The organism is Haematospirillum sp. H4485 (genome assembly GCF_012102745.1).
GTDB lineage: Bacteria > Pseudomonadota > Alphaproteobacteria > Rhodospirillales > Rhodospirillaceae > Haematospirillum.
On sequence record NZ_JAAVSY010000001.1, the window covers coordinates 316843 to 335222 of the forward strand.

General features: G+C 54.2%; 17 protein-coding genes. 11 read left to right on the forward strand and 6 right to left on the reverse strand.

From position 1 onward, the window contains the following. The first annotated feature begins 21 nt into the window (after positions 1 to 21). From HEQ61_RS01525 to HEQ61_RS01550, 6 genes are read left to right on the forward strand one after another with little or no spacing between them, the layout of a single operon-like run. On the forward strand, positions 22 to 1230 hold the full coding sequence (locus HEQ61_RS01525) for a D-alanyl-D-alanine carboxypeptidase family protein (RefSeq protein ID WP_245183046.1): 1209 nt from the start codon (positions 22 to 24) through the stop codon (positions 1228 to 1230). Positions 1231 to 1237: 7 nt separating this feature from the next. Further along, a complete protein-coding gene (tmk, locus tag HEQ61_RS01530; protein WP_168018885.1) occupies positions 1238 to 1867 on the forward strand; it encodes a dTMP kinase in 630 nt (209 codons plus the stop codon). Continuing rightward, entirely contained in the window at positions 1864 to 2961 is a 1098-nt protein-coding gene (locus HEQ61_RS01535; RefSeq protein ID WP_168018887.1) for a DNA polymerase III subunit delta', read from the forward strand. The genes tmk and HEQ61_RS01535 overlap by 4 nt, the downstream gene beginning before the upstream one ends. Before the next feature lie 26 nt (positions 2962 to 2987). Then, positions 2988 to 4547 (forward strand): methionine--tRNA ligase, encoded by a 1560-nt coding sequence (gene metG, locus HEQ61_RS01540; protein ID WP_168018889.1) that lies wholly within the window; start codon positions 2988 to 2990, stop codon positions 4545 to 4547. Continuing rightward, positions 4547 to 5335: a TatD family hydrolase gene (locus HEQ61_RS01545; protein ID WP_168019247.1), complete on the forward strand. Its 789-nt coding sequence runs from the start codon at positions 4547 to 4549 to the stop codon at positions 5333 to 5335. Before metG ends, HEQ61_RS01545 begins: the two co-directional genes overlap by 1 nt. Before the next feature lie 16 nt (positions 5336 to 5351). Then, positions 5352 to 6146: an MBL fold metallo-hydrolase gene (locus HEQ61_RS01550; RefSeq protein WP_168018891.1), complete on the forward strand. Its 795-nt coding sequence runs from the start codon at positions 5352 to 5354 to the stop codon at positions 6144 to 6146. 46 nt (positions 6147 to 6192) lie between these two features. On the opposite strand, the gene HEQ61_RS01555 is transcribed toward HEQ61_RS01550, so the two are convergent. The 3 genes from HEQ61_RS01555 to HEQ61_RS01565 form a co-directional block, all read right to left on the reverse strand. Further along, entirely contained in the window at positions 6193 to 6792 is a 600-nt protein-coding gene (locus HEQ61_RS01555; RefSeq protein WP_168018892.1) for a superoxide dismutase, read from the reverse strand. A gap of 132 nt (positions 6793 to 6924) precedes the next feature. Beyond that, the gene (gene hpnE / locus HEQ61_RS01560; protein WP_168018893.1) at positions 6925 to 8163 is read right to left on the reverse strand and encodes a hydroxysqualene dehydroxylase HpnE; all 1239 of its coding nucleotides are present in this window, start codon (positions 8161 to 8163) and stop codon (positions 6925 to 6927) included. Next, positions 8160 to 9731, reverse strand: a complete 1572-nt coding sequence (locus HEQ61_RS01565; RefSeq protein WP_245183073.1) for a squalene/phytoene synthase family protein — start codon at positions 9729 to 9731, stop codon at positions 8160 to 8162. Before HEQ61_RS01565 ends, hpnE begins: the two co-directional genes overlap by 4 nt. A gap of 96 nt (positions 9732 to 9827) precedes the next feature. Between HEQ61_RS01565 and HEQ61_RS01570 the strand changes: the two genes are divergently transcribed. Next, the gene (locus tag HEQ61_RS01570) at positions 9828 to 10673 is read left to right on the forward strand and encodes a phytoene/squalene synthase family protein (protein WP_168018895.1); all 846 of its coding nucleotides are present in this window, start codon (positions 9828 to 9830) and stop codon (positions 10671 to 10673) included. Here HEQ61_RS01570 and HEQ61_RS01575 read toward each other — a convergent pair. The 3 genes from HEQ61_RS01575 to erpA all read right to left on the reverse strand — a co-directional run bounded on the left by HEQ61_RS01575 (position 10656) and on the right by erpA (position 13073). After that, a complete protein-coding gene (locus tag HEQ61_RS01575) occupies positions 10656 to 11771 on the reverse strand; it encodes a DUF2336 domain-containing protein (RefSeq protein WP_168018896.1) in 1116 nt (371 codons plus the stop codon). The genes HEQ61_RS01570 and HEQ61_RS01575 overlap by 18 nt on opposite strands. A gap of 86 nt (positions 11772 to 11857) precedes the next feature. Further along, on the reverse strand, positions 11858 to 12646 hold the full coding sequence (locus HEQ61_RS01580) for an exodeoxyribonuclease III (protein WP_168018897.1): 789 nt from the start codon (positions 12644 to 12646) through the stop codon (positions 11858 to 11860). Positions 12647 to 12722: 76 nt separating this feature from the next. Beyond that, positions 12723 to 13073 (reverse strand): iron-sulfur cluster insertion protein ErpA, encoded by a 351-nt coding sequence (erpA, locus tag HEQ61_RS01585; protein WP_168018898.1) that lies wholly within the window; start codon positions 13071 to 13073, stop codon positions 12723 to 12725. A 119-nt stretch (positions 13074 to 13192) separates the two neighbouring features. Here erpA and HEQ61_RS01590 point away from each other — a divergent pair, with 119 nt between their 5' ends. From HEQ61_RS01590 to nagZ, 4 genes are read left to right on the forward strand one after another with little or no spacing between them, the layout of a single operon-like run. Further along, complete coding sequence (locus tag HEQ61_RS01590) at positions 13193 to 14395, forward strand: deoxyguanosinetriphosphate triphosphohydrolase (protein WP_168018899.1); 1203 nt, start codon at positions 13193 to 13195, stop codon at positions 14393 to 14395. Continuing rightward, complete coding sequence (gene argS, locus HEQ61_RS01595) at positions 14392 to 16164, forward strand: arginine--tRNA ligase (RefSeq protein WP_168018900.1); 1773 nt, start codon at positions 14392 to 14394, stop codon at positions 16162 to 16164. The genes HEQ61_RS01590 and argS overlap by 4 nt, the downstream gene beginning before the upstream one ends. Positions 16165 to 16166: 2 nt before the next feature. Next, entirely contained in the window at positions 16167 to 17378 is a 1212-nt protein-coding gene (locus HEQ61_RS01600; RefSeq protein WP_168018901.1) for an SPOR domain-containing protein, read from the forward strand. Positions 17379 to 17384: 6 nt separating this feature from the next. Continuing rightward, positions 17385 to 18377: a beta-N-acetylhexosaminidase gene (gene nagZ / locus HEQ61_RS01605; RefSeq protein WP_168018903.1), complete on the forward strand. Its 993-nt coding sequence runs from the start codon at positions 17385 to 17387 to the stop codon at positions 18375 to 18377. Positions 18378 to 18380: the final 3 nt, after the last annotated feature.

The following is an 18380-nucleotide window of genomic DNA, read 5'->3' on the forward strand; positions in this document are numbered from 1 at the left end:
AATATGAAAGCAGGGAATTTGTTGTCATCTGTTTACAGACTGGCATTTCGTCTTGCGCTTGTTGCAGGTTTTGCCGCTGTAGCGCCCTCGGCTTTTGCCTTTCCTGTGGATACCAGGGCACGCGAGGCCTACCTCGTCGACTATGAAACCGGGACGGTTTTGTACGACAAGAATGGCGACGTTCCGATGCCTCCCTCGTCAATGAGCAAGCTGATGACGACAGCCATGGTTTTTGAGCGGCTGAAGGAAGGGTCACTCTCCTTTGATGATGTGTTCCGGGTTTCCCAGACCGCTTGGCGCAAGGGTGGTGCGGCGTCCGGTGGATCGACAATGTTCCTGGCCCCCAATTCCGAAGTAAGGGTAGAGGATCTGCTGAGGGGCGTGATTATTCAGTCTGGCAATGATGCCTGCATAGCACTTGCCGAGAACCTGATGGGGACTGAGGAAGCCTTTGCCAGCGCCATGAACAAAAAGGCAAAGGAAATTGGCCTTACGGGCAGTTATTTCATGAACTCGACAGGGCTGCCCGACGAGGGACATGTGATGACCCCTCGCGATTTGGCTGTTCTGGCCAAGTACCTTATCCGGTATTTTCCTGAATACTATTCAATGTATGCGGAGAAGGAATTTACACATAACAAGATCAGGCAGCAGAACCGCAATCCCCTTCTGTATACCATGACGGGCGCGGATGGCCTGAAAACAGGCCATACATCTGCTGCGGGATATGGTCTGACTGCTTCTGCACAGCGGGGCGATCGCCGGTTGATCTTGGTTATCAATGGCTTGAAAAGTATGCAGGAGCGGGCTGATGAGGCCAATCGCCTGATGGATTGGGGCTTTGCCAACTTCGAGAACAGAACCTTGTTTGTTGCTGGAGATGCCGTTTCATCGGCCGATGTCTGGCTGGGCGAGCAAGAGGTTGTGCCCTTGGCTGTTGCCCAGGATGTCCGCCTGACACTTCCTCGCCGCGCGTCACGAAACCTGGAGATGAAAGCTGTTTTCACAGGTCCGGTGCCGGCTCCGGTCCAGAAGGGGCAGTCTATCGGAACGTTGCGTATCAGCGGCACGGATATGGCGCAGGCGATCGAGATTCCACTGGTCGCAGCCGCTGATGTGCAAAAGCTGGGGCTCTTTGGTCGTATAGGGGCTGCAATCAATCATATGCTGTTTGGTTCTGCTCATAAAGATGATGGAGAGACGGTGCTGACTGTTTCTGTCAGAAGCTGAGCGGGCAATGACATCTGCACAGTTTATTACCTTTGAGGGCGGAGAAGGATCCGGAAAGTCTACCCAAATTCGCCTGCTTGCGGATTTTCTGCGCCAGAGGGGGATTGGTGTTGCCATGACCCGGGAACCCGGCGGGGCGCCCGGGGCCGAGGAGATAAGATCTCTCCTGGTTCGCGGGGAAGCCAGCCGCTGGGATCCTGTGTCTGAAACACTTTTATTGTATGCAGCACGTCGGAATCATGTTCTGCAAACCATACGTCCGGCCTTGATGGCTGGGCAGTGGGTCTTGTGTGATCGTTTCAATGATTCAACGCTGGCCTATCAGGGAGTGGGTCATGGTTTGGATCCTGCATTTCTTGACATCCTGTTCCAGGTGTCTGTCGAGGACACACGGCCTGATCTGACCTTTCTGCTGGATATCGATCCCTCCATCGGTCTGAACAGGGCTGAACGTCGTGGTGATGCGGAAAACCGCTTTGAGTCCATGGATCTGTCTTTTCATGTGCGATTGCGCGAAGGATTTCTGTCCCTTGCAGCCAAGGATCAGGAGCGTTTCCGCGTTATTGATGCCACACGTCCTGTTGATCAGGTTCATCAGGATATTACCAAGGTTCTTGGTGAGGCTTTTACGCTATGACTGCGTTGCTTCCGTTCTTGCCGCCGCGTCAGCATACAGCCTTTGTGGGACACAGCGATGCCGAGCAGGCTTTTCTACAAGCTTGGAACCAGGGGCGCGTGCACCATGCCTGGCTTTTTTCAGGAATGCGCGGCATTGGCAAGGCAACGCTTGCCATGCGGATTGCCCGGTTTGTACTTTCTGATCGTGCCGTAGTCGGGAAAACCACCCTTGCTGTTTCAGAAGATGATCCGGTTTGCTCCCACATCGCCCAAGACACGCACGGTGATTTTCGTGTTCTGGAGCGGACGTGGGACGAAAAGCGCAAGCGTTTGAAGGGCGATATCCCTGTCGATGACATACGATCCCTCGGCGAGTGGTTGTCGATGACATCCTCTCGCGGCGGATGGCGCGTTGTACTGATCGATACAGCCGATGACATGAACAGGAACAGCGCCAATGCGCTGCTGAAAATTCTGGAGGAACCGCCGCAGCGGACCCTGTTCCTGGTGCTGTCGCATTGCCCGGGGCGTTTACTGCCGACGTTGCGCAGCCGCTGCCGTCATGTTCCCATGCGTCCGCTTCCTGAAGCGCAGTGTCAGGAATTGATGGAGCGTTATGCGGCCTCCTCTCTGGATGTTGTGTCCCGTCGCATCCTTGTGCAGCTGGGCGAGGGCAGTATTGGCCAAGCCCTCGATCTTGCCAGCCAAGGGGGGGTAGAACATTATCAGTCCTTGATGGGGATTCTGCGCAATGTATTGGAAGGCCCCCCTGATCTACCTGCATTGTATACCTTTGCTGATACGGTCAGCCGAACAGAGGATGTCTTTCGCCTCGCAACTGATTTGATGCTGTGGTGGTTGGGACGCGCGATCCGCTATGCCGGGCGTGAGATGGAATGCCCGGTGATTGTTCAGGATGATGCCTCTCTTGCAAGGATAGTTCTTGCGGCAGCTCCCCTTGATCAACTGATCGAAGTATGGGAAAAGATCAGGGCTTTGTTCGAGCGAGCCGAGGCTGTGCATCTTGATAGAAAACAGGTTTTTATCAGTGCCGTACTGTCTCTTCAGGCGCTGGTCCGTTCCGTTCCGCAAACAGCTTCTTCTGTTCGCTGACGGCCTATTTTCAGGAGATACCCGTGATGACCGGGTCAAGGTCTTATTACGTTACAACCCCGATTTATTATGTGAATGACCGGCCGCATATCGGTCATGCCTATACCACCTTGGCATGCGATGTGCTGGCCCGCTTCAAGCGGCTGGACGGGTATCGGGTGATGTTTCTGACCGGAACCGATGAACACGGGCAAAAGGTTGAGAAATCGGCTCATGCAAAAGGGATAGATCCTCAGGCCTTTACGGATGAGGTTTCCCGCAATTTCCGGGATCTTGCGTCGGTCATGAAATACAGCCATGACGACTTTATTCGTACGACCGAGCCGCGTCACAAGGCTGCTTGTGCTGCGTTGTGGAAGCGGCTTGTCGACAGGGGCGATATTTATGCTGGAAAATATGCAGGCTGGTATGCCGTACGTGATGAAGCATTTTATGCAGAAAGTGAGTTGCAAACGGCGCCCGACGGCACGCGCATGGCTCCAACAGGTGCTCCTGTGGAGTGGGTGGAAGAGCCAAGCTACTTTTTCCGTCTTTCGGCTTGGCAGGACAAGCTGCTGCAGTTTTATGACGAGCATCCTGACTTTATTGCGCCGGAAAGTCGCCGGAATGAGGTGATCAGTTTCGTTGAAGGTGGATTGCAGGATTTGTCGGTATCCCGCACCACGTTCCGGTGGGGGGTTCCCGTTCCGGGCGACAGCGAGCATATCATGTACGTCTGGCTGGATGCCCTGACCAATTATCTGACGGCGACAGGTTATCCAGATACGGGGCATGAACGATACAAGGCGTTCTGGCCCGCAAATCTGCATATGGTTGGCAAGGATATCCTGCGCTTTCATGCTGTTTACTGGCCAGCCTTCCTGATGGCAGCCGATTTGCCTCTGCCAAAGAGGATCTTTGCTCATGGCTGGTGGACGAATGAAGGACAAAAGATTTCCAAGTCGCTGGGCAATGTCATTGACCCCTACGAACTGGTTGGAACGTTCGGTCTTGATCAGACCCGCTACTTTTTGCTGAGGGAAGTTCCTTTCGGCAATGACGGTGTTTTTTCGCGTCAGGCCTTTGTCCGGCGGATGAATACTGAACTGGCCAATGACCTTGGGAACCTGGTCCAGAGGACCCTGTCCATGATTGCCAAGAACTGTGGCGGCAAGGTCCCGGAGGTTGGTGTTCTGGAAGACAGCGACCGCCACATGCTGGATTCCGCTTATGGCCTGCTGGATGTCTTGAGGGAGCAGCTGGATCGTCAGGCGTTCCATGAGGCTTTGGAGAGTATCTGGGTTGTTGTGCGGGCCGCCAACGCCTATGTTGATCACCAGGCGCCGTGGTCCTTGCGCAAGACGGATCTCAAGCGGATGGAAACCGTTCTCTGGGTGTTGGCAGAATCAATTCGTCAGGTTGCCTTGCTGATGCAGGCGTTTGTTCCGGATGGAGCCGGGCGGATTCTGGATCAGTTGGGTCTGGGGCAGGAGCAGCGTAGCTTTGACACATTTGGTCCCCGGTTTGCCCTTGTTACAGGATCGGAATTGCCTGCGCCGCAGGGTATCTTCCCCCGCTATGTCGAGGAAGAGGTTGTGCGTTCGTGATGCTTGTTGACAGTCACTGCCATCTTGATTTCCCGGACTTTTCGGATACCTTGCCCGACGTTGTTTCGCGTGCTCGTTCTGCTGGCGTCTCAACCCTGTTGACGATTTGTACGCATCTTTCACGCTTTGACGGTGTGCTGGCTGTTGCAGAGCGTTTTGATTCTGTGTGGTGCAGTGTGGGCATTCACCCGCACGAGGCCGGCCATGAACGCCTTGAGGATGCAGAAACGTTGTTGCGTCTTGCCGATCATCCCAAGGTTGTGGCTTTCGGGGAGACCGGGCTTGACTATCATTACGAGCATAGCCCGCGCGAGGACCAGAAAAGGACCTTTCGCCTGCATATGAAGGCCGCGCGGCAGTCCGGGCTGCCTGTCATTATTCATACCCGTGATGCTGAAGAGGATACTGCAACGCTTTTGCGGCAGGAAATGGACGCCGGGCCATTCCCGGGTGTTCTGCATTGCTTCAGTTCATCCTATGAATTGGGAAAGATAGCGGTTGATCTGGGTCTCTATATTTCCCTGTCGGGTATTATTACGTTCCGCAAGGCTGACGTATTGAGGGAAGCAGTTCGTGCGCTGCCGCTGGATCGTATGCTGGTTGAAACGGATTCTCCTTACCTTGCCCCGGTTCCCATGCGTGGTCAGTGCAATGAGCCATCCTTTACGGTCCTGACGGCGCGCAAACTGGCCGAGATCAAGGGGATTTCAGAAGATGAGGTTGCCCGGATCACAACAGAAAATTTTTTCCGTCTTTTTTCAAAGGTAAAGCGTCCGGGATCTGTTTGATATAAAGGGATAGGCTGTGAAAGTAACAGTTCTGGGATGCGGTGTTTCAAGTGGTGTTCCTTCCCTGGAATCCGGGTGGGGAGCTTGTGACCCCACTCATCCCCGTAACCGTCGTTCACGGGCATCTATCTTGATCGAAGAGAAGGGATACCGCCTTCTGGTCGATACGTCGCCTGATTTGCGTTGTCAGCTTCTGGATGCAGGCGTTACCCGCTTGGACGGGGTACTCTATACTCATGCCCATGCGGACCATACGCATGGTATTGATGACCTGAGGGGCATTAACAGAAATATTGGTGGGCCGCTTCCCACATGGGCGGATGATGCAACCTTTACGCATATCCAGTCTTGTTTTGCTTATGCCTTTGAAGGCATTCCACCAGGGCAACCGATCTTTCGCCCTTGGTTGCAGCGTCATCCGTTACAGGACCAATTTATGGCTGGCCCGCTGTTGGTTCGCAGCTTTGTGCAGGATCATGGCTATAGCCTGAGCCAAGGCGTACGGATTGGATCCTTTGCCTACTCTACTGATGTTGTGCGCCTTTCTGATCAAGCATTTTCTATCCTTGAGGGTGTTGATACCTGGATTGTCGGTGTTTTCTCAGATCAGGCGCATCCAACGCATGCCCATGTTGATCTTGCCCTAAGCTGGATTGAACGCGTCCGTCCCCGGCGCGCTGTGTTTACGCATATGGGCAACAGACTGGACTATGATGTTCTTAAGAACTCATTGCCAGCGGGTGTGGAGCCGGCGTGGGATGGTATGGTTCTGGATATCCCGGACAATGAAAAAGCGCCACCTTTTGGGTAAGGCGGCGCCTGTTTCATGAATCTGCAGGTTCACTGCGCAGTGTTTCTCAGCACGAACGAGCAAGGTTGGCGTTGACAAATTCCCAGTTGACCAAGTGGTTCAGGAAGGTGTCAACAAAATCAGGGCGACGGTTCTGGAAGTCGAGGTAGTAGGCATGCTCCCAGACATCCACCGTCAGCAGTGCATTCTGGCCGTGCACCATCGGTGTTTCTGCATTTGGTGTCTTGACGATCTTCAGGGTGCCATTGTCCAGAACCAGCCAAGCCCAGCCCGAACCAAACTGTCCGACAGCGGCCGCCTTGAAGTCTTCACGGAACTTTTCGTAAGATCCGAATGTGGCGGTAATCTTCTCTGCAATGATGCCAACAGGTGCACCGCCCCCGTTGGGCTTCATACAATGCCAGAAGAATGTGTGATTCCAGACCTGGGCGGCATTGTTGAAAACAGGCGTATTACCCGTCTTCCAGGATTCCAGGACAATCTCCTCCAGAGCTTTACCTGACAGTGGTGAGTCTTTCAGGAGATTATTCAGGTTTACAACATAGGCGTTGTGGTGCTTGCCATAGTGAAAGTCAAACGTCTGGACCGACATGTGTGGCTCCAGCGCGGTCTTGTCATAGGGCAGGGGCGGAAGTTCAAAGGTCATAACGGTCCTCTCGAACATGATGGTGCGGACTGTATCCGGTGCAGGGCAAACTTTCCCTGCGCAGAACATAAGAAGGCCATGAAAAAAAGAAAAGCCCCCAGCAAGAAGGGAATGTGCCTGATGTGGCATATACTAACGCGACAGCGCTGCTTGTGCCGCTGCTATACCTGACACCGCCGCACCTTCCAAGGTACAGGGGAGTCCGGTTGCCGTCCAGTCTCCGGCAAGCCACACGTTATTCCAACAGGTTTGTGTTGGCGGACGCAGGAGGTCCGTTTCCTGTGTCAGCATAAGGGTTGCGGCGCGTTCTTTGATCAGGCGGGCAGGGGGGATATGGCCTGCCAAGCTCAGAACATCTTTAACCTCTTCCCACAGCAGGGATAAAAGACGCTCCGCACTGATCGAGAGCAGCATCCGGGATACGCCAATATTGGCGCTGACAAGGGAACCCTTGGTCTGTATCCAATCGCACAGCCCACCGATAACGCCGACCAACTGATGATCCCGATGCTCGGGGATACGGAAATGGGCTGTGATGATCGGGCTCATGGGAAGTTCCGGAATGTTTGGCAGTAACCTGTGTGCTGCGCGGGCCGGTACGGCGAGAATGATTTTGTCAGATTCTTGAATTGTCAGCGTGCCATTCCTGGCCCGAAAGCCTGTCATTATGGAACCAGACAGAGATACCTGCTGAACCGGGCTTTCAAGGCAGAACCGGCCACCTTGCGCTTCAATCGTATGTATCAGGGGAAGGATCAGGTCACGGGTGTAACCTGTTCGGGGCACCAGTGGCTCCATGGCCTGCGCACCACGGAAAAATGTTTTGCGGAGAACATCCCTGAGAGGGTTCCAGGATACAACAGGAACCGGCGTATTGGTGACAGCAAGTGCCAGAGGCTGCACAAGATGCGTGTAGATAGGGTGCCCAATGTGGTGTTCCATCTGCTCCGGATTCAGACTGCGGTTCAGCAGGTGCAAAAGCCTTATATGCTCGAGAAAAGAAGCCCCGGCAACGCGGCGTCCCGGGTGACATAACCACCAAGGAAACCATCCGCGATTAGGTTGAAGGCACCATGCTTTGTTGGAAGCGAGGTCAAAGAAATCAAAGCGGGCAGGATGCTGGATCCATTGGTCTTGGGCGTTACACTGTGTGATCAGTGTTCGTAAAGCTTGATTCGCGGACAGAACAAGGTGCGTCCCACAGTCAATATCCTGTCCTAGGTCAGGATCGTTAAAAGACCGGCAGCGCCCACCAAGTTGTGAGGTGGCCTCGTATACAATGGGTCGCGCATTGTTTCTGCACACTTCCAGTGCCGCAGACAGGCCGGCCAGTCCTCCCCCTATAATATGGACTGTCGGCCATTCTTTCATCGGAAGCACCCGGCCAGAATTCCCTTGATCCGGGCAAAACGGGAAGGATGTACCCGCCCTGTTATATGACAGAACAAGCCCCAATATGTTGCCAACATCAGAAGGGCAGGCCACATACGTATACGAGTGGTCCAGGGCAGTTTCTCAAGGGCTTCCCCGGCACGGTCGAACTGCTGTTCTGTAGCGTGAGCAAAAGCTTGCCTGGAGAAAGCAACCGGGTCCGGCTGTTCACGTGCTGCATCCAGAAGACTGGAGGGAAGATAAAAACGCCCCCGGCTGGTGTCTTCATCCAGATCCCGCAGGATATTTGTATATTGCAAGGCTCTTCCGGCCTGATCTGCAAAGCTTCGAACCAGAGGGGTATTGCCCATGCCAAGGATGAAAAGAATAACCCGTCCGACAGCACCGGCAACACACTGGCAATAGTGGTCCAGGCTGGCCTGATCCGGAGGAGGATAGAACGCTGGATCAAGGTCCATGCAGCATCCTGCCAAGACAGCTTGCAGTTCATGTCGGGGTAGATCGCCACGGAGCAATGATTCTGCAAGTGGAATGGCAAGAACAGGATCAGGGCACGGGAAATTGCCAGGATTACACAGAAAGTGCCCCCAGTCATCAAGCTCTGCTTGTCTGTATGCCCGTGGCTGATCGCTGTCTGCGCAGTCATCAACAGCCCTGCAGAACAGATAAAATATTGTCATAAGATCCCGTTTCCGAGATGGAAGAAGCCTGATGACAAACCGGAAGCTGCTGCCAGTTTGTAACAACCTTTCTTGCAGAACTTTGCGGGCTGATCTGTTGGGAAAAAAAGCCAGCAGGCATGCAGACAGCACGGTAAACAGGCTAAGCTTTCCTTGGTTCATTTTCAGGCGCGGAGATACCTTTTGCAACCTGCGGAGCAGGATTTCTGCCATGCCCAAGGCTACAGAAGCTTGGTATCGCAGACGTCTGTTTCGAATTGATGCGGGAAGAAAAGATGCAATCTCGAGCAGGCTTTCCACCTGTTGCAGACAGCGTTCCAGAACACTTTGCATGCGCGAAGACTCAAGCGAACCGGAAAGATCGGCCGGATTCAGTCCAGCCTCACGCAACCATGTTGCGGGCATGTAGACACGTTGCAGGACAAGAATGTCATGGCGTATATCCTGCACATGATTCAAGATTTGGTGTGCACAGCACAGGGCGTCAGCCGGGCGTCTGTCGTGGTACGATTCTTCGTGTATATCCAGCAGGAAATGACCAACAGGAACCGCTGAATATGTGCAGTACCGGATCAGGTTATCGAAGGTTTCAATATGGGTTCCCCTTGCATCCTGTAGAAAAGCCTTCATCATCGTCCGGGCATGAGCCTGGTCCTGCGGAGCTTTGACTTCCCTTGGCAGGTTGTCCTCCAAGGCCATAAGCTTGGCGATCTTGTCTTTTGTCGACAGGACAGGGTTATCAGCGATATCGTCAGCTTTCCGTACATAATGATAAAAGGTCAGCACACGCCGACGTAAGGAGGAGTCAAGAAAGCGGGCGACCGGAAAATTCTCGTCCGATGGTGTTTTTGCAGCATATGTCACCATCCGTGTCACAGGGAAATGTTCCTTTTTGCAGTCTTTCCTTTTATATACCCGGCGGCTGGCGACATATCAGCTCTTCTTTATGGATGTCATCCCCACATGGATATTCATCAGCCGTTTTCCCAGGTGGCCAAGGATGTGAAGCGTCATGATCCTGTCCGTTTCCTGACAACCCTGTTTGTACCGGACAGGGTCCGTCCGGCCTTTTGGGCTTTGTATGCCTTTAATGCCGAGCTGGGACGTATACGGGATGCTGTTACGGAACAGATTCTTGGGCAGATTCGCTTTCAATGGTGGCGTGACACATTGGGGAATCTGGAGGCCGGTGTTGTTGCCAAGTCTCCTGTTGTGCAAGACCTAGCACCCTTGGTCCATACGTATAATGTTCCCGTTTCTTTGTTATGCCATATTGTGGATGCCCGATCTGCAGAAGTAGAGAGCCTTCCTTTCGAAACGGAACACGCCCTGGAACAGTATTGTGACGGCTATGGTGGTGCTTTGGCAGAAGCCGTATGCAGGATTGGTGGCGTTCATGACGAGGTTGTTGTCAGTGCGGCTCGTCAGGTTGGGCAGGCCGCTGTTGTTGCCCGAACCATGCTTCGGGTTCCGGCTTCTCTTGCTGCGGGGCATTGCCCCGTTCCGTCCTGTGTTCTGGATGCCTTGAGGCTTGATCCGGGACAGCTTAGTGATCCCGATGCTGTGGCAAAGCTTGCCCCATGGAGCTTGGATTTGTGCCGGATGGGGCGTGCCATACTTGGTGCAGCCCGGCATAATGCCCCGCGTCCGCAACGCGATGTGTTGGCGGTTTTTCTGGAGGCCATGATCGCCGAGCGCACGTTCTCGATACTGGAGAGAAATGGTGGCAATCTGATCGATCCAGACCTGCACCGTCCGGATAACCGGGCTCTGGGGATGACATGGCGCGTCCTACGAGGCCGGTGGTAATCCTTGCTGCCGGCACGGACCGGGCTGGGATGTGCGAACATGCTCGGGATTGCGACGCCACCGGTCAAGAATGGCATCAGCCTCCTTGGCAGACAGGCGAGAAAAGAAATCCAGGGCCGACGAGAAAAGCCTGGAGGGTTGGCAATGTCCGAAAGGAACGATTCCATTGAGGCGCGAATACAGTTCCTTGAAAAGGGGCATGGAAACACCGTGGGAGCGACACAGGACAGCCAGTCCCTCCCCATCAGCTCCGTACAGGACCCGCGAAACGGCAAAGGCAGGCAGGCGTGACAGGCGTGCGACCTCGGCTTCAGCCTGCGGCATCCTGCCATTACGGACAGCGCTGACCATTGCCTCAACGCCGCTTGACAGGAATGCCTCGATGGTATGTGTCTCTGATGCTTCTGTCTCCTTGCGTACGTCCCGCACGGCTTGCTTCAGGGCATCTTTGACATCCGGGGGAAGTTCGTCGCCATAGGTTTCTGCCAAGGCAGACCGTACGGCATCATCAGCCCAGTGCACCATGACTGCGATCAAGCGGGCAGGCAGGATATGTCGGGATACAAGCGGCAGACGCAGCGCGGCCAAGTGCTCTGCCCGCTCCAGAAGCTTCAATGCCCCGTTTTCGGAAAAACGAGCCCCGGGATTTCGAACCAGGGCCAAGCAGATTGTATCGTCGTCAAACGTCAGCAGAACATCGCTGATCCGGACCGACACTTCGGGGCGCTGGCATATGGCCAGGCGATGGGCGTTGCTTTGGTTGGTGATGATGTTTTCAAGACCCTCATCGTCCAGAACAGGGCTGGACAAAAGCACGGGGTGCGCAATTTCGATTGCATCGCTGGCCATGAGTGTTGCCAGATTTCCGGGAACATCGGCCCGCCCGGCAATGGTTCCAGCCAAGCGACGGCGAACAGCCAATTCTATCCTGGGGTAGAGGCGCCCCAAGATTTCATAGGCCATCGCAATTTCCGATGGGCTGAGGGCATCATCCCCTTCCGTACAGAGAGAGGAGACAGCATCTGCAAGCTCGCCCCGATCTATGGGAACGCCGGGCTCGGCAAACCGGATCAGTCGTGTCCAGCGTGATTGATTCACGGCATTCCTCTCCATACAGAGGTCTATACCGTGGATGATAGCATATCTGCACAGTCAGGTCATGGCAGAAGGCAAGATGTGTACAATTATAACTCGTGATTGCCGAATCCGAACGCGCACATGACAGGCGTGTGGTCTGATGCCTTTTCGCAGCCCCTGGGGGCGCGGTCAATTTCAACGGAAAGCAAGGCATCCGTTGCCTGTGGAGACAGCAGAAAGTGGTCAATACGCAGGCCATGGTCCTTGGGCCATGCACCGGCCTGATAATCCCAGAATGTGTAGCGATGGGGTTCATGGTTTACCACCCTGAACGCATCCCTGTAGCCAAGGTGAAGCAAGCTTCTGAAGCGTGCCCGGCTTTCTGGTCGGCACAGCGCGTCCTCTGCCCATTTTTCAGGTGCATAGACATCATCATCTGTAGGGCAGATGTTATAGTCCCCGCCCAGCACAACCGGACAGCCAAGCCCAAGCAGGGACTCGGCCCGTTTATACAGGCGATCCATCCACTGCAGTTTGTACGCGTATTTGTCTCCGGGAGCAGGGTTTCCATTGGGGAGATACAGGCTGGCAACGCGGACTTTCCCGCTTATGTCAGCCTCAATGTAGCGTGCCTGCTGGTCTGTATCATCCCCGGGCAGGCCGCTGCAAACGTGGGAGACGGGCAGGCGGGAGAGAATGGCAACACCATTATAGGCTTTCTGTCCCCACACAAGGGATGTGTAGCCAAGCTCGGTAAATGCATGCCCCGGAAAGTCATCTGTCTGGCATTTGATTTCCTGCAGAAAAACAACGTCAGGTGCCCGCTCTTTCAGCCAAGCCGTGATGTTATCAAGGCGAGCCCTGACAGAATTGACATTCCAGGTGGCAATTTTCACAGGTAACGTCCTTATTCCTTGAAGTATCCGGGCTGTCCCGCAGAGCGCCCGGGTATAGCACGGTCTTTCCCGGCTATCAGAGGGAAAAGGAGGTGCCGCAGCCGCAGGTAGAGCTTGCGTTGGGGTTGTTCACCACAAAGGCCGAGGCCATCAGTGTTTCGGTGAAATCAATACGGGACCCCTTGAGGATATCAAGCGACGCCTCGTCAACAACCAGCACGACACCATCTTGGTCCAGAACCAGGTCATCACTGCTTGTTTCGGCATCCAGATCAAAGCCGTACTGGAATCCGGAACATCCACCGCCGGAGACGGACACGCGAAGCATCAGCCCGGGTTTGCCTTCTGCTTCGACAAGCGCACGAACACGCGCCACAGCGGCCTGTGACAGCGAAAGATCGGCTGGGTCCAGCGCACGCGAACTCATGATGTACCGTCCTTGCTTACATGCTTCATCGGATCATTTTAATGTATGCTGAAGAATATATGCTTCGCAAGGGGTGTTCCCGGTTGCCTTGCCTTTTGCGGCGCGTTACTGTTCGCCCCATGACTTTGTTCCAACCAGTTGATCTTGCACCTTATGCCTCGGACCCGTTGCGTTCCCGCGGTCGCCTGTACGATGAAGGCGAACAGGCGGTTGAGCGCGACGCCTTTCAGCGCGACCGCGACCGGATTATTCACTGTGGGGCTTTTCGCCGTCTGCAGTATAAAACTCAAGTCTTTGTCTATCATGAGGGGGAAAACTACCGGACCCGCCTGACGCATAGCCTTGAGGTTGCCCAAATCGCCAGATCAATCGCCCGATCGTTGTGCTTGAACGAAGATTTGGCAGAGGCTCTGGCTTTAGCCCATGATCTTGGGCATACGCCATTCGGCCATGCCGGTGAGGATGCCCTGAAAGCCTGTATGGAGCCTTGGGATGGTTTTGATCACAATGCCCAGTCCCTCAGAATCCTGACAAAGCTGGAGCGGCGTTACCCCCGCTGGGACGGGTTGAATCTGACCTGGGAGACTTTGGAAGGGCTCGTCAAGCATAACGGTCCTCTTGTTGGATCAAAAGCGGAACGGAGAGGTGAGGGGCGGGAGTTGCCTGCTGCAATTTTTGAGTATGCTGCCCTTCACGATCTCGAGCTTGATTCTTTTGCCGGCCCCGAGGCTCAGGTTGCGGCCTTGTCAGACGACATTGCCTATAACGCCCATGATATTGATGATGGACTGCGGGCCGGTCTCTTTACGCCGCAGGACTTGCAGGATGTACCTTTGATTGGCCCCATTCTGGCGGCAACATCAAACCAGTATCCGGATCTGGAGCCTGTGCGTCTGATTTATGAGTCCGGCCGACGGTTGATAACTTCCATGGTTCTGGATCTTTTGCAAGAAAGCCGCCAACGCTTGGCCGAAGCAAAGCCGAAAGCGGTTCAGGATATCCGCTTGGCCAAGGCTTCCCTGATTTCATTTTCTGCAGAGATGCAGGCACATGACAGCGCCCTGAAAGGGTTTCTTTTTCCTAATATGTATCGTCATTTTCGTGTCAACCGCATGACGTCAAAAGCGCGTCAGGTGGTGCACGATTTATTCGATGTTCTTGTACATGAACCGGGGCTTCTGCCCCCGGACTGGCAGTATGGCTGTGATGGAGCCAGCACCCCCCGTACGGCGCGGCGCGTTGCTGACTATATTGCCGGAATGACTGACCGATTTGCTCTGGACGAGCATAGCCGCCTTCTTGATCCTACGGTGAAACCATGAATGTGTTCAGTGTTTTCAGGGACCGTATCGTCTCTGTTCTTGATAAGTTGACTGCAGAGGGTACGCTTCCTGGTGGTGTGTCGTTTAATGCTGTCACAGCCGAACCTCCACGTGATCCATCGCATGGTGATGTGTCCACCAATGCGGCAATGGTTTTGGCTAAAGCGGCCGGTATGAAGCCTCTGGATTTGGCTGCTGTCATTGCCGACAGGCTTTCTGCTGTAGAAGCTGTCGGGCATGTATCGATTGCTGGTCCCGGCTTCATCAATATCCGTATTGAACCAGCGCTGTGGCACGATGTTTTGCGGTGTGCCCTGCGAGAAGGGACTGCTTTTGGAGACTCCCGGATTGGCGGTGGTCATGCTGTTAACGTTGAATATGTTTCGGCCAATCCCACAGGTCCCATGCATGTCGGACATGCCCGTGGCGCTTGCGTTGGTGATGCCTTGGCCAATCTGTTGAAGAAGGCTGGCTACAATGTTGCCAAGGAATATTATGTCAATGACGCCGGTGCCCAGATTGATGTTCTGGCGACTGCGTTGTACTGGCGCTACCTGGTTGCTTGCGGTGCCGTTGATCAGGCGGAGTTTGACCAGCGTCTTGCTACCAAGGAAATACAGTATGGTGGTGGGTATCTGATAGAAACGGCGCAGGCTCTCAAGGAGCGGGACGGAACACGGTGGGTCGATGTTCCCGAGACAGAGTGGCGGCCTGTCCTGCGGGATTTTGGCATCGAATCCATGATGCAGATGATCCGCGGTGATTTGGCGGCGCTTGGTGTTCATCCCGATGTCTTTTCTTCCGAGAAGACCATTGTCGAAGCCCGGCGTGTCGAGGCTGCGGAGAAGGACTTGGCAGCTCGCGATCTTGTTTACGTTGGCGTTTTGGAACCCCCGAAAGGGAAAACTCCTGATGACTGGGAACCCCGCCCGCAGACACTCTTCCGTTCGACAACCTATGGCGATGATGTCGACAGGCCGCTGAAAAAGAGCGATGGATCATGGACGTATTTCGCTGGTGACATTGCCTATCACTATGACAAGTATCAGCGTGGTTTCCTGAAAATGATTGACGTTTTCGGGGCGGATCACGGCGGGTATGTCAAGAGAATGCAGGCCGCTGTGCACGCCATGTCGGACGGGAAAGCATCCCTTGACGTCAAGATTTGCCAGTTGGTCAAGCTGATGGACAAAGGGGAACCTGTCAAAATGTCAAAGCGGGCAGGAACCTTTGTAACTTTGCGTGATCTGATAGAGCGTGTTGGAAAAGATGTTGTGCGCTTTATCATGCTGTCACGCAAAAACGATGTGCCGCTGGATTTTGACTATGCCAAAGTGACGGAACAATCACGCGACAATCCGGTTTTCTATGTGCAATATGCGCATGCACGGGCAAGCTCTGTCAGGCGCCACTTTGCAACGGTCTTTTCCGGTGTTGACGTGTCTGCTACTGCACTGGCTGAGGCAGACCTTTCACAGCTTTCCGATCCTGATGAAATGGCTGTTATTCGCTTGATCGGCGGTTGGCCTCGCGTGGTGGAAAGTGCGGCCGAGGCCGGAGAGCCGCATCGTATTACCTATTTCCTGGGCGATGTCGCCGCAGGCTTTCACGCCTTGTGGAATAAAGGACGTGAACACACACATCTCAGATTTCTTGATCCGGATAATCAGCCTCTGTCTGTGGCACGCCTTGCCCTTGTGCAAGGTGTAATGACAGTGTTAGCGTCTGGTTTAGCTGTTATTGGTGTTGAACCGGCAGAGGAGATGTAGCTATGGCCGATCCCAGAGGCTATGGCCCCAGAGGCGGAGACCGCAATGTTGGTCCGCACCGTGCCGCAGGAGGGGGAGGCCATCCTTCAGGAGATGATATCGCTCTTGATGAGATGTTCGCCCGTACATTCGAGCGAGATAGTACGCCATCTTCTGGTCATGGCTCATCGGCAGAGGATTTTGATCTTGCGCCTCCGGTTGATGCTGCACGCGTTGCCGCAGCAGCCAAGCTGGCAGCAGGGCGTGTTGCTGGTCAGCGTGGTGAGCCGCATGACTACTTCTCTGTTGTGCCGGATCGTATTGCTGGTACAGGTGTTACAAAGGATACCGATGATTCAAGGCGTGGCCGTGGACTGCTGTTGGCGGCTTTTCTTATCGGTATTGCGATTGTCGGATCTGCCGGAGTGTATATGGCGCGTAGCAATACATCCGGAACCGATGGCCGGATAACGGCGCCGACCATCTTGGCGGAAACAAATCCCTATAAGGTGCGTCCTGCCGACCCAGGGGGCTTGCAGGTTCCAAACCAGGACAAGCTTGTCTACGATCGCCTTTCTTCTGGTACGGTACGCTCGTCTGGTGTGGAGAGGCTATTGCCAGAACCTGTTGAGCCTGTGTCTCCGTCACAGGTGGAGCGCATGCCTTCAATTCTTGGCGGTGCCAATAACAGCTCGTCTGTTCCTGCAACAACACCTGATATCTCACCTCCGTCAGCGATTAAGTCGAATGCAGCAAATACAAAGCAGTTGATACCGCTTCCCGATGTTCCGGCAGGAAAAATTGTTGCTGATGTGCCCACGCCGGTTCCGCCCGTACAGCAAGCGCCTGTCGTGGAAACACCCCCGGCCACTGTGAGCGCGCCTGTTATGGGTGAGAAGGCTCCTGTAGAGAAGAAGCTCGTTGCCCCGTCAAACGATCGTGAGCTTATGGATAAATCAGCACCTGTCCGCCCGGGGGTAACCGGGGGATCTTACGCTGTGCAGCTTGCCGCGTTACGGGATGAAGCATCTGTTCGTAAAACGTGGGAAAATTTGAAAGCGAAGCATCCCCAACAGCTGGCCTCGTTGTCCATGTCCATAGAGCGAGCTGATCTGGGGCAGAAGGGTATTTATTACCGTTTGCGTGCAACGGGACTATCGAGTGAAGCTGATGCACGCCGGCTGTGTGCAGAGTTGTCAAAGCACAAGGTGGGTTGTCTCTTTGTAGGAAAGTGATGTGCTATGGGCGTTTCAGAGGCATGCCGTGCCGTTATATTCGGATGTTCAGGGTTAGTTCTAACCCCTGAGGAGGAGGACTTCTTTGCCTCTGTCAATCCTGTCGGCTTTATTCTGTTTGCCCGCAATATTGGGGATCCAGACCAAGTATGCGCACTGACAGATGCTCTTCGCCGCTGTGTTGGTCGTCCTGATGCTCCTATCTTGATTGATCAGGAGGGAGGGAGAGTGCAACGTATGGGGCCGCCGCACTGGCCGGCTTATCCGGCAATGCGGACATTTGGTGATGCATGGCAATCGGACCCTGCCGGGGCAGAAAGGATGTTGCAGGACACAATTGCACGCATGTCGCGCGATCTTGTTAATGTTGGCATCAACGTAAATTGCGCCCCTGTTCTGGATATACCCCAGCCTGATGCATCAGGTGTCATTGGTTTGCGTGCCTTTAGCACGGAATGTGATGTTGTATCCCGTCTTGCTTCGGTTGCTGTCGGCGCTTTTATCAGAAACGGGGTTGTGCCCGTTGTAAAACATCTTCCCGGTCACGGTCGTGCCCGGGTTGATTCCCATTTTGATCTCCCGGTTGTTGATTCGGATCTCAAAACCCTTGAGTCCTTTGATTTTGCTCCTTTCCAAGCTGTGGCAAGTGCTCCGGTCGGGATGGTGGCGCATATTGTTTATACCGCCATTGACTCCGAGAACCCGGCGACTCTCTCCGGGAAATCTTTTTCGACCATAAGGGAGGGCATTGGATTTAAAGGCGTCCTTCTGTCGGATGACATTTCCATGAATGCCTTGAGTGGTTCTTATGAGAACCGAGCCTATCGCTCTTTGAATGCGGGATGTGATACCATTCTTCACTGCAACGGCGATATGGAAGAGATGCGTGCCGTAGTTAAGGGAAGCTCTTTGCTACGTCCCGAGAGCTTGTTGCGTTGGCAGGCGGCACTTGCTGCTCCGGTTATGTCCAGCGTTACGCCTGCTGTCACTGAAATATAAAAG

Bases quoted from the DNA above. Each gene is read 5' to 3' on its own strand.
- argS (WP_168018900.1), top strand. From the start codon at position 14,392: ATGAATGTGTTCAGTGTTTTCAGGGACCGTATCGTCTCTGTTCTTGAT.
- hpnE (WP_168018893.1), bottom strand. From the start codon at position 8,163: ATGAAAGAATGGCCGACAGTCCATATTATAGGGGGAGGACTGGCCGGC.
- HEQ61_RS01555 (WP_168018892.1), bottom strand. From the start codon at position 6,792: ATGACCTTTGAACTTCCGCCCCTGCCCTATGACAAGACCGCGCTGGAG.
- HEQ61_RS01590 (WP_168018899.1), top strand. From the start codon at position 13,193: ATGACTTTGTTCCAACCAGTTGATCTTGCACCTTATGCCTCGGACCCG.
- metG (WP_168018889.1), top strand. From the start codon at position 2,988: ATGACCGGGTCAAGGTCTTATTACGTTACAACCCCGATTTATTATGTG.
- nagZ (WP_168018903.1), top strand. From the start codon at position 17,385: ATGGGCGTTTCAGAGGCATGCCGTGCCGTTATATTCGGATGTTCAGGG.
- HEQ61_RS01600 (WP_168018901.1), top strand. From the start codon at position 16,167: ATGGCCGATCCCAGAGGCTATGGCCCCAGAGGCGGAGACCGCAATGTT.
- HEQ61_RS01570 (WP_168018895.1), top strand. From the start codon at position 9,828: ATGGATATTCATCAGCCGTTTTCCCAGGTGGCCAAGGATGTGAAGCGT.
- HEQ61_RS01535 (WP_168018887.1), top strand. From the start codon at position 1,864: ATGACTGCGTTGCTTCCGTTCTTGCCGCCGCGTCAGCATACAGCCTTT.
- HEQ61_RS01565 (WP_245183073.1), bottom strand. From the start codon at position 9,731: ATGGTGACATATGCTGCAAAAACACCATCGGACGAGAATTTTCCGGTC.
- tmk (WP_168018885.1), top strand. From the start codon at position 1,238: ATGACATCTGCACAGTTTATTACCTTTGAGGGCGGAGAAGGATCCGGA.
- erpA (WP_168018898.1), bottom strand. From the start codon at position 13,073: ATGAGTTCGCGTGCGCTGGACCCAGCCGATCTTTCGCTGTCACAGGCC.
- HEQ61_RS01545 (WP_168019247.1), top strand. From the start codon at position 4,547: ATGCTTGTTGACAGTCACTGCCATCTTGATTTCCCGGACTTTTCGGAT.